Source organism: Paraburkholderia sp. SIMBA_053 (genome assembly GCF_046534895.1).
Lineage (GTDB): Bacteria > Pseudomonadota > Gammaproteobacteria > Burkholderiales > Burkholderiaceae > Paraburkholderia > Paraburkholderia caledonica.
Genome location: NZ_JAWRXU010000220.1, coordinates 1 through 364, shown reverse-complemented (window position 1 = coordinate 364; position 364 = coordinate 1). Strand labels below are relative to the sequence as shown.

The following is a 364-nucleotide window of genomic DNA, read 5'->3' as shown; positions in this document are numbered from 1 at the left end:
CGATGTCGCGCATCTTCCGGAAAGCGAGCAGCTGCAACGTCACATCGTCGAATTCCTGCACCATGGAGACACGACGATTCCGCCACGGCAACGGTTCGGAGAGTTCGCGCGCTCGCTTCTCGCTGGACTTGGTGTACCTGTGGAAAATCGCTTCGGGCTTCGACCGGCAGCCGAAGCGGATGGCACGCCAGCGCCGATCGAAGTCGATACCACGCTTGACCGCCTCGGCCTGCTTCAGAAAGTCAGCACTTTCAATCTGCATCCACACCTGCCGCAGCTCGAGCGCCTTGGCGAGGCGTTCGACAAACTCGATGTCCTCGCCCATCAGCGCATCGACACGAGCGCTCCACCGCACCCTTTCGCA

General features: G+C 61.3%; 1 protein-coding gene. It reads right to left on the bottom strand.

The window, feature by feature from the left end; genetic code table 11:
• On the bottom strand, nt 1-325 hold a 325-nt coding region (locus tag SB753_RS35350), incomplete at its 3' end, for a hypothetical protein (protein ID WP_410804720.1).
• Nucleotides 326-364: the final 39 nt, after the last annotated feature.